The sequence below is a fragment of the Intrasporangium sp. genome (genome assembly GCF_036566125.1).
Taxonomy (GTDB): Bacteria; Actinomycetota; Actinomycetes; order Actinomycetales; family Dermatophilaceae; genus Intrasporangium.
In genome coordinates this window covers 1-8,726 of the sequence record NZ_DATCWX010000099.1, presented here as the reverse complement: position 1 = coordinate 8,726, position 8,726 = coordinate 1, and the positions used below count along the sequence as shown (strand labels likewise).

Annotated in this window: 10 protein-coding genes; 6 read left to right on the top strand and 4 right to left on the bottom strand. The window is 69.6% G+C overall.

What is annotated here, in order from left to right:
* Positions 1 to 255: 255 nt before the first annotated feature.
* Positions 256 to 1,089 carry a M57 family metalloprotease gene (locus tag VIR15_RS06050; RefSeq protein WP_331926578.1) on the top strand — a complete coding sequence of 278 codons (834 nt, stop codon included), beginning with the start codon at positions 256 to 258 and terminating at the stop codon, positions 1,087 to 1,089.
* Between the two features lie 87 nt (positions 1,090 to 1,176).
* Here the strand turns inward: VIR15_RS06050 and VIR15_RS06045 are convergent, their stop codons facing one another.
* The gene (locus tag VIR15_RS06045; protein WP_331926576.1) at positions 1,177 to 2,331 is read right to left on the bottom strand and encodes a citrate/2-methylcitrate synthase; all 1,155 of its coding nucleotides are present in this window, start codon (positions 2,329 to 2,331) and stop codon (positions 1,177 to 1,179) included.
* Positions 2,332 to 2,415: 84 nt separating this feature from the next.
* Here VIR15_RS06045 and VIR15_RS06040 point away from each other — a divergent pair, with 84 nt between their 5' ends.
* On the top strand, positions 2,416 to 3,591 hold the full coding sequence (locus VIR15_RS06040) for a citrate/2-methylcitrate synthase (RefSeq protein ID WP_331926575.1): 1,176 nt from the start codon (positions 2,416 to 2,418) through the stop codon (positions 3,589 to 3,591).
* A 25-nt stretch (positions 3,592 to 3,616) separates the two neighbouring features.
* Here the strand turns inward: VIR15_RS06040 and VIR15_RS06035 are convergent, their stop codons facing one another.
* Complete coding sequence (locus tag VIR15_RS06035; RefSeq protein ID WP_331926574.1) at positions 3,617 to 4,261, bottom strand: TrmH family RNA methyltransferase; 645 nt, start codon at positions 4,259 to 4,261, stop codon at positions 3,617 to 3,619.
* Between the two features lie 72 nt (positions 4,262 to 4,333).
* Between VIR15_RS06035 and VIR15_RS06030 the strand changes: the two genes are divergently transcribed.
* Together VIR15_RS06030 and VIR15_RS06025 are read left to right on the top strand one after the other, a co-directional pair.
* Positions 4,334 to 5,059 (top strand): DedA family protein, encoded by a 726-nt coding sequence (locus VIR15_RS06030; protein ID WP_331926573.1) that lies wholly within the window; start codon positions 4,334 to 4,336, stop codon positions 5,057 to 5,059.
* A 128-nt stretch (positions 5,060 to 5,187) separates the two neighbouring features.
* Complete coding sequence (locus VIR15_RS06025; RefSeq protein ID WP_331926572.1) at positions 5,188 to 6,102, top strand: TIGR03086 family metal-binding protein; 915 nt, start codon at positions 5,188 to 5,190, stop codon at positions 6,100 to 6,102.
* 38 nt (positions 6,103 to 6,140) lie between these two features.
* Here VIR15_RS06025 and VIR15_RS06020 read toward each other — a convergent pair whose 3' ends face one another.
* Together VIR15_RS06020 and VIR15_RS06015 are read right to left on the bottom strand one after the other, a co-directional pair.
* Positions 6,141 to 7,058: a S1C family serine protease gene (locus VIR15_RS06020; protein WP_331926571.1), complete on the bottom strand. Its 918-nt coding sequence runs from the start codon at positions 7,056 to 7,058 to the stop codon at positions 6,141 to 6,143.
* Positions 7,059 to 7,174: 116 nt separating this feature from the next.
* Positions 7,175 to 7,909 carry a LemA family protein gene (locus VIR15_RS06015; protein ID WP_331926570.1) on the bottom strand — a complete coding sequence of 245 codons (735 nt, stop codon included), beginning with the start codon at positions 7,907 to 7,909 and terminating at the stop codon, positions 7,175 to 7,177.
* A gap of 97 nt (positions 7,910 to 8,006) precedes the next feature.
* On the opposite strand from VIR15_RS06015, the gene VIR15_RS06010 reads away from it, so the two are divergent.
* Complete coding sequence (locus VIR15_RS06010) at positions 8,007 to 8,312, top strand: DUF1905 domain-containing protein (protein ID WP_331926569.1); 306 nt, start codon at positions 8,007 to 8,009, stop codon at positions 8,310 to 8,312.
* Positions 8,309 to 8,726, top strand: a 418-nt coding sequence (locus VIR15_RS06005) for a hypothetical protein (RefSeq protein WP_331926568.1), incomplete at its 3' end; no start/stop codon positions are given. The genes VIR15_RS06010 and VIR15_RS06005, both read left to right, overlap by 4 nt.

Sequence of the window (8,726 nt, the reverse complement as noted above, 5' to 3'; positions counted from 1 at the left end):
GATGGTTCCTCTCCACATCGTCGCCGACCCCGTCGTCGGGCCTCCATCGTCGACGGCACGAGAGGCCCCGGTCAACGTTCGCGGCATTCCTTTTTGTCTGCATTCCAATGCAGCATTTACGGTTTCTTGACCGAAATGTGGAGAATCCTTGCTATTTCTAGGGAATTGCCGGAGAAAGTACAGGATGTCGCGCTCCTAGCGTTCTCGGTGCCGCTCCCGACCGGCGGGCGGACCGCCAGACCCCAGGAGTCCACCATGCGCGTCACCACCTCTCGGACTTTCACCACCCTGACCATGGCCGTCGCGGCCGCCTTCGCCGTCGGCGGCACGGTCACCTCGGCCGCCGCGGTGCCTCTCGCCGACGACACCGGAGCCGTTCCGACCTTTCAGGAGTTCGCGGGCTCGACCTACCACGACGGCCAGGTCTTCGTCGTCAACGGCGACGAGGCCATGGACAGCTCTGGTGAGCTGCGCCAGTTCTACGACGACATGCTCGCCGCCCCGAAGCACGCGATCGACGACGGGCTCATCGTCAACACCGTCCAGGGCCGCGACGACAAGTGGTCGCAGGCGCAGGTGGGCAATCTGACCTACTGCGTCAGCACGAAGTTCGGCTCCCGCCATGCGGACATCGTCGCGGCGATGCAGGGCGGCACGGCCCTCTGGGAGAACGCCTCCTCGGCGATCGACTACGTCTACGTCCCCAGCCAGGACGGCAGCTGCAACACGCGTAACAACAACGTCGTCTTCTCGGTCGAGCCGGTCCAGACAACGCAGTACATCGCCCGCGCGTTCTTCCCCAGCACGCCGAAGCGGTCGCGCAACGTCCTTGTCGACGACTCCATCTGGAGCGCCGGCTCGTGGACGCCGTCCAACATCATGGGCCACGAGCTCGGCCACACCCTCGGCTTCCGCCACGAGCACACCCGACCCGAGTCCGGCACATGCTTCGAGGACAACAACTGGCGGCCGCTGACGCCCTACGACTCGGCGTCGATCATGCACTACCCCCAGTGCAACGGCTCGTCCGACGACCTGTCCATGACGTCCAGCGACGTCGCCGGCGCCCGCGCCCTCTACGGCAGCTGACGCTCCCGCAGTTCCTTGGGCCCGCTCCCCATGCCGGGGGGCGGGCTCGCGTCATTTCCGCCATATGCCGCTGAGCTGGCTTCCTGCCTACGTGGCGGCCGGCGCCGGGATGGGTCCGACATAACGCGCTGACGGGCGGATGATCTTTGTGTCCCGGCCCTGTTCCATGATGTTCGCGGTCCAGCCGACCATCCGAGCAACACAGAAGGTGGGGGTGAACATGGCGGGATCGAGCCCGGCCATCTTCATCACCACTCCCGCGTAGAACTCGACGTTCGCGTGGAGCTCGCGACCCGGCTTGAGCTCGGCCAGGGTGCGCTCGAAGATCTCCTCAACCTGCACGGCGAGGTCCACGAGGGGGTGGTCGTAGCCTTGGGCGATGCCGCGGAGCATCTCGGATCGAGGGTCGCGTGTCCGGTAGACCGCGTGACCGAAGCCCATGATGCGCTCATCCCGCAGGACGTGACCACGGACGTAGCCCTCGGCGTGGTCGACCGAGCCGATCTCGTCGAGGGCCTCGAGCGCGCGCCCCGGCGCACCACCGTGCCTGGGGCCCGAGAAGGCGCCCAGAGCCGCGACGACGCACGCCGCGAGATCGGCGCCGGTCGATGCAACGACACGAGCGGTGAAGGTAGAGGCGTTGAAGCCGTGGTCCATCGTCGAGACGAGGTAGGTCTCGACCGCTCGGGCATCGCGAGGCTCCGGAACCCGGCCGGTCACCATGCGGAGGTAGTCCTCGGCGAGACCCAGCTGCGGATCCGGCTCGATCGGGGTGAGCCCGCGCTGCAGACGGTGCGCCGCGGCGAGGATCGTCGGAGTCACGGCGACGGCGGCGAGTGCGCCGTCGAGCCGCTCGCTCTCGGGCGCGTCGTACATCGGACGCAGTCCCATGGTCGAGCCCCACAGGGAGAGCGCCGTGCGGAGCACGTGGAGGGGGTCCTCCGTAGCGGCGCAGATCGCGGGCAGGACGTCGACGACCGGGGCTGGCAGACTCCGCAGCGGGGCCACACGGTCGCGGAAGGACTCGGCCTCGCGGGAGGCGGGGAGGTGGCCGATCGCGAGCAGGTGCCAGACCTCCTCGAAGGACCTCGTGCGGGCGAGCTCGACGGCGTCCTGGCCCCGGTAGTGGTAGTAGCCCTCATCGCCCCGCACATCGCCGATCTCCGTGTTGGTGACGGCCACTCCGGCGAGACCCCGAGGCACGGAGATGCCGCCGTTCATGGTGTTGCGTCTCTCGGTCATGTACGCCACTGTGATCGTTATTGATCAACATCGTCAATGTTGATCGAATACATGTTGATCGAATCCACCGCGGAAGGTGCCGGCATGGACGACGAGACCAGCCGCTGGATCACGACGAGCGAGGCCGCGCAACGACTCGGCGTCAAGCGGGCGACCCTCTACGCCTACGTCAGCCGCGGCCTGCTGCACAGCGAGCGCCGGCCGGGCCAGCAGGAGAGCCTCTTCGACCGGACCGAGATCGATGGGCTGGCCTCGACGACCCGCGCCTCCGGCGCGGCCCAGCCGCTCCTGCGCTTCCGGAGCGTCGCCACCTCCGTCAGCAGTCAGCTCGACGGCGACCTGCTCTATCGAGGCGTGCCACTCGCCGACGTCGTCGACGGGCTGTCCTTCGACGACGCCGCCGCGCTCGTGCTCGGTTCGACCTCCATCCCGATCGGGAGCCGGCGCGACCCGGGGACCCAGCTCAGCGGCATACTGCCGTCTCTCCCACTCGAGCGGCGCCTTCCCGTCGCCCTGCAGCTCCTCGCGGCCGCGGATCCCCTCGCCGTCGACACCGACCCGGATCGAACCCGACAGGCGGTCGTCGCCACGATCCGGCAGACGCTGGCGGCCTTCGACCCGGCAGCAGCGGGAGTCGGGCGTCCGGCGGATGTGCCAAGCCTGCTGGTGGCCGCCCTGCGCCGGGCACCGGCCACCCGGACCGACGGCGAGCTGATGCGGGTTCTGCTCACGACGCTGCTCGACCATGGCCTCACAGCCTCGACGATCGGGGCGCGGGTTGCGGCGTCAACGCGGGCGGGGATCCATGACTGCCTCTGCGCGGGCTTTGCCGTGATGTCGGGGCCGTTGCACGGCGCGGCTCCCATTGCGGCAAGAGCCCTGCTCGACGACCCCCGGCGCGCCCCCGAGGCCGCCGCGGCCGCTCTGCGCGCCCACAGTGGCGTGCCCGGCTTCGGCCACTTCCTCTACCCAGAGGGCGACCCTCGAGCCGAGCTCGTGCTGACCGCACTATGGAGGCGGCGCGGGACAGCCCGGCTGCGTCGGCGAGTCGAGGAGCTGTCCGAGGCCGTCGCCGCCCACTCGGGCCTGCGCCCCAACATCGACCTCGCGAGCGCGGCAGTGATGCGGGCCCTCAACCTGCCGGCCACCGCCGGCGAGGTCGTCTTCCAGGTCGCCCGCTCCTACGGGATCACCGCGCACGTGCTCGAGGAGTACACCGAGACGCCCCTGCGGTGGCGTGGTCGCGAGGCCACCGGCTGAGCCACCCAACGCGCTGGGACAGGCGCTACGGCACCTGACCGAAGACGTGGCGGCGCACCCAGGCGTGCATCGCGATCGCGGCAGCGGCACCGGCGTTGATCGACCGAGTCGAGCCGAACTGCTCGATGTGGAGGACAACCTCGCACTCGCTGCGCATCGGCTGGGACAGCCCCGGCCCCTCCTGGCCGAAGACGAGGACGCACCGGCGCGGCAGGTCGGAGGTCTCGAGCGTCACCGATCCCGGCAGGTTGTCGATCCCGACGATGGCCAGTCCCTGCGCCCGAGCCCACCCGGCGAACGACGCCGCGTCGGCATGGTGGTGCTCGTGCTGGTAGCGGTCGGTGACCATCGCCCCCCGACGGTTCCACCGACGCTTGCCGATGATGTGGAAGGCCTTTGCGTTCATGGCGTTGGCCGTGCGGATGACCGATCCGATGTTGAAGTCGTGGCCCCAGTTCTCGACGGCGACGTGGAAGTCGTGGCGTCGCGTGTCCAAGTCAGCGACGATCGCCTCCTGCCGCCAGTAGCGGTAGGCGTCCACGACGTTGCGTCGGTCACCGTGCTTGAGCAGGTCCGGGTCCCAGCGGTCGCCCGGCGGCCACTCCCCCTCCCACGGACCCACCCCGACGCCGTCGTGCTCGCCCCCGACCTCACTCGCGCCCTTCGTCACGCCGTCAGGGTAGTGGTCGCCGGATCTCGCCCGATTCTCTGGCCGCGGTCACGGGACCTTACCCTTGAGCCCATGCATGCCCTCGCCGCACTCGCGCCCGTCACGCTGGGCCCGAACTGGATGGACCCCGCGTACCTGCTCGAGCAGTACGGCGAGGCCTTCTTCTGGATCTCGCTCGCCATCGTCTTCATCGAGTGCGGCCTGCTCTTCCCGATCCTGCCGGGCGACTCGCTCCTGTTCGCCGTGGGCCTGTTCATCGCGACCGGCCAGGTGGACGTCAACCTCGGGGTGGCGATCGTGGCGCTCTTCGTCGCCGCCTTCCTCGGCAACGTCGCCGGCTACGAGATCGGTCGCGCCATCGGCACGCCCCTCTACAACCGAGAGGGCCGGTTCATCAAGAAGAAGTACTTCGACCAGACGAATGCGTTCTTCGACAAGCACGGAAACAAGGCGCTCGTCATCGGGCGTTTCGTGCCGATCGTGCGGACGTTCATTACCGTGGTCGCCGGTGTCGGCCGGATGGAGCGACGTCGGTTCTTCGAGTGGAGCGCGGTCGGCGCGCTCCTGTGGACCGCGAGCCTGACGCTGCTCGGCTACTTCCTCGGCAAGTCCTTCCCCGGCCTGCAGGACAAGCTCGAGATCGCCATCCTGCTCATCATCGGGGTCTCGGTGCTGCCCATGGTCTTCGAGTACGTCAAGCACCGTCGTCAGGCGAACGCCATCGCCCACGAGCTCGGCGAGGCCGCCGAGGACATCGCGGAGAACGCCACCCACCACGAAGGCCAGGATCGTCGCTGATCGCTTCGCCGGGTTCCGTCCCATTCGGCCGTATGCCGCTGGGCCGGCTTCCGCGGAAAGCCTCCCGAGCGCTGGGCTGGAGCCTCACACTGGACTAGCAGGGGCGGCTCTCGGGATCGGAGCGACCGATGGATGTTGGCACCCTCTACCGCCGGACGCTCGAGATCTGGGCCGACCGAGTCGCGGACGCCGCAGGCTGCGACTGGACCGCTCCGACGCCCTGCCGCGATTGGACAGTCCGCGACCTGGTCAACCACGTGACTGGCGAGGACCTGTGGACGGCGCCGCTGCTGCGCGGGGAGACGATCGAGCGAGTTGGGCACCGCTTCGACGGGGACCTGCTCGGGTCGGAACCGGTCAGCCGTGCCCTCTACGCCGCCGGCCAGGCCAGTGCGCTCGTCGCGGAGATGCTGCCCCGGCACGGAACGGTCCACCTGTCCTACGGCGAGGAGTCGATGGACGAGTACGTCCACCAGCTGGCCGCCGACCACCTCGTCCATGCGTGGGACCTTGCCGTCGCGACCGGCGGGGACACGCGCCTGGACCCGAAGCTGGTGGCCGAGGTCGCCAGCTGGTTTGCCGGACATGAGGATGGCTACCGGTCGGCAGGGGCCATCGGGCCGCGGATCGTAACGACCGGCGACCGCCAGCACGACCTGTTGGCTGCCTTCGGCCGGGACGCGCACTGGGGGCCCAACCACGCGGGTCTGGCTCGGTTCTCGGCCGCGTTCGGGCGCGGGGACGTCGAAGCGATCATGGCCCACATGACGGACGACTGCGTGTTCGAGGCGACGGGGCCAGCGCCTGACGGCATCCGCCACGAAGGTGCCGAGGCGGTCCGTCAGGTGTGGGAGGAGGTCTTCTCCACCAAGGAAGCCAGTTTCACGGAGGAGGAGCTGTTCGTCGCCGGTGAACGGGGTGTCCTGCGCTGGCGGTTCTCGTGGGCGAACGAGGACGGCTCCCCTGGTCACGTCCGCGGCGTCGACGTCCTGCGGCTACGCGACGGCAAGGTCTACGAGAAGCTCTCCTACGTCAAGGGCTGACTCCGGGCGCACGTCCTGCGGATCGCCGTGCAGGACGGTCAGTCGACGAGCTCTGCGGGCTGTGTCACGACGTCGACCATCGCGCCGTTGCGGAGCACGGTGATCTCGGTGCGTCGCCCGATGGCGTCCTCGAACATGAGCCGCTGCAGTGACTGGGCATCTGCCAACGGAGTGCCGTCGACGGCGATGATGAGGTCGCCGGGCTGGATCCCGCTCGCCGCTGCTGGGCTGCCGGAGACGACCTCCGCGACGCGTAGGGCGTGGCGCCGCCCGGTCCGCTCGACCCACCGCTCGTCGAGTGGCGTTGGCACGCTGACGAGGCCGAGGTACGCCCGCCGCACCCGCCCGTCCTCACGCAGCGCACGAAGGATCCGCCGGGTGGTCCCGTTCACCGGCACCGCAAGGCCGACGCCGATGCCGGCGACGGCGGTGTTGATGCCAACGACGCGGCCCCGGGCGTCCGCGAGTGCTCCGCCGGAGTTCCCGGGGTTGAGCGCTGCATCGGTCTGGATGACGTCCTCGATGAGCCGGGTGGCCGTGCGTCCGCGGGCCGGCATGGAACGGCCCAGGGCGCTGACGACGCCAGCGGTGACGCTCCCCTCGAGGCCGAGCGGGTTGCCCACAGCGACGACGAGCGCGCCGACCCGGAGCCGGTCCGCGTCCCCGAACTCCGGCGGCTCCGGGAGCTCGGCCCCCGTGCGGATGATCGCGAGATCGGAGAGAGGATCGCGCCCGACGACCACGAACGGACCGGTCACCCCGTCGCCGAAGGCCACCTCGCCGCGGCTCGAGTCGCCGACGACGTGAGCGTTGGTGACCAGATGGCCCTCGGCGCTGAGCACGACCCCCGAGCCAACACCGCGCCTCGTGCGCACCGAGGCGACGCGCGGCGTCAGGTGCGCGGCCACGCCGGTCACCACGGCGGAGTAGGCGTCCAGCGCCTCGTCATCGGTCATTCCTGTGAAACGAGCGCCGGCCCGGCACCGATTCCCCTGATCGCTGCAGGCGAACACCACGCCGTATGCCGCTGGGCCAGGTTCTCGTCGAGCTGCAGTTGGCGCCGGAGACAGCATCACTCGTTTGGTGTGTGCCGATCGAGCGTCGGGTCGGGCGCCTGTGCCTGCGGCAGGCCGCTCGCGCTCTGGCTCTGGCCCGGCTGCGTCGTGGGTCCCGTCACGGAGCCGGGCTGCGTCGAGGGGCCGCCGACGATGGGCGGCGTCGGCGCGTTGCCGAAGGTCCCCGGTGCCTGGTTGCCGAAGTTGACGTTGGGCACCTGAGCCTCGACCGCCGACGTCTCGAAGTACTCGGCGCGCTTGATGCCGGCGAGGTTCGCCAGGAGGTTCGTCGGGACCGACTCCACCTTGGTGTTGAGGTCGCGCACGAGGGCGTTGTAGTAGCGACGTGAGCTCGCGATGCGGTCCTCGGTGCTCGTCAGCTCGGCCTGGAGGGCCTGGAAGTTCTGGTTCGCCTTGAGGTCTGGGTAGGCCTCGCTCACGGCGATGAGCCGACCGAGTGCTTGACTCAGCATGCCCTCGGACTCGGCCGCCTGACCCGGCGTCTGGCCGCCCGCCATGGCGGCCGACCGGGCGCGCATGACCTCCTCGAGGGTGCCGCGCTCGTGCGTCGCGTAGCCCTTGACCGTCTCCACGAGGTTGGGGATGAGGTCGTGCCGGCGCTTGAGCTCGACGTCGATCTGGCGCCAGCCCTCCTCGACCTTGTTGCGCAGGGCGATGAGGCCGTTGTAGGCGGTGACGCCCCAGATGCCGAGGATGACAACGAGGCCGAGCAGGATCCAGACGACGATCATGGCAACTCCCGATTCGCGGTGGTCGGTGCACCGATCCTAGTCCGGTGGCCGGTTCCGGCTCCGGTCCGTTGTCGGTGCTGCGTCCTAGATTCTGGGAATGGAGTCGTGCAGGTTCACTGCGGAGCTGTGGCGCTGGAAGGCGCAGGAAAGCTGGTTCTTCGTGACGCTCCCCGAGATGGCGGCCACGCTCGTGAGGGAACGGCCCCGCCCGCCCCGCGGGTTTGGATCGGTTCGAGTGCGAGTCCACGTTGACGGTCCCGGGCCTGCGACCGTCTGGGACACGTCGGTGTTCCCGGACTCGACGAGCGGCAGCTACGTCCTGCCGATGAAGAAGAAGGTGCGGGCAGCCCATGACCTGGACGAGGGGGACCCCGTCGACATCCTGCTGGAGGTGCTCGAGTGAGTCCAGCGACCGGACGGCGCACACCGGCTCGCAACCGCGTCAGCCCACTTGGCGACGTCGTCGCCGCGCCCGGCCGGGGAGCGTGGATGGGCAACCGCGGACGACTGCACGAGGGGCGAGGTACCCGAGACGTCGTGCGCAACCACCAGACGCGGGCCTGGATCACCTGTCGGCTGTCGTTCTGGGACCGCCGGGCCGCCCAGTGGGAGCCCGGGCACTACACGCCGCTCTTCTTCCTCGACGAGGCGGTGGCCCTCGCCGCCGGCCACCGGCCTTGCGCCGAGTGTCGCCGAACCGCCTACACGGAGTTCCGCGGGCTGGTGGCCCAAGCCCTCGGCGCCTCGCGGCTCCTAGCACCGGAGCTCGACCGGCTGCTCCACGAGGAGCGGTGGGAGGCGCGCCATCGGACCCGCC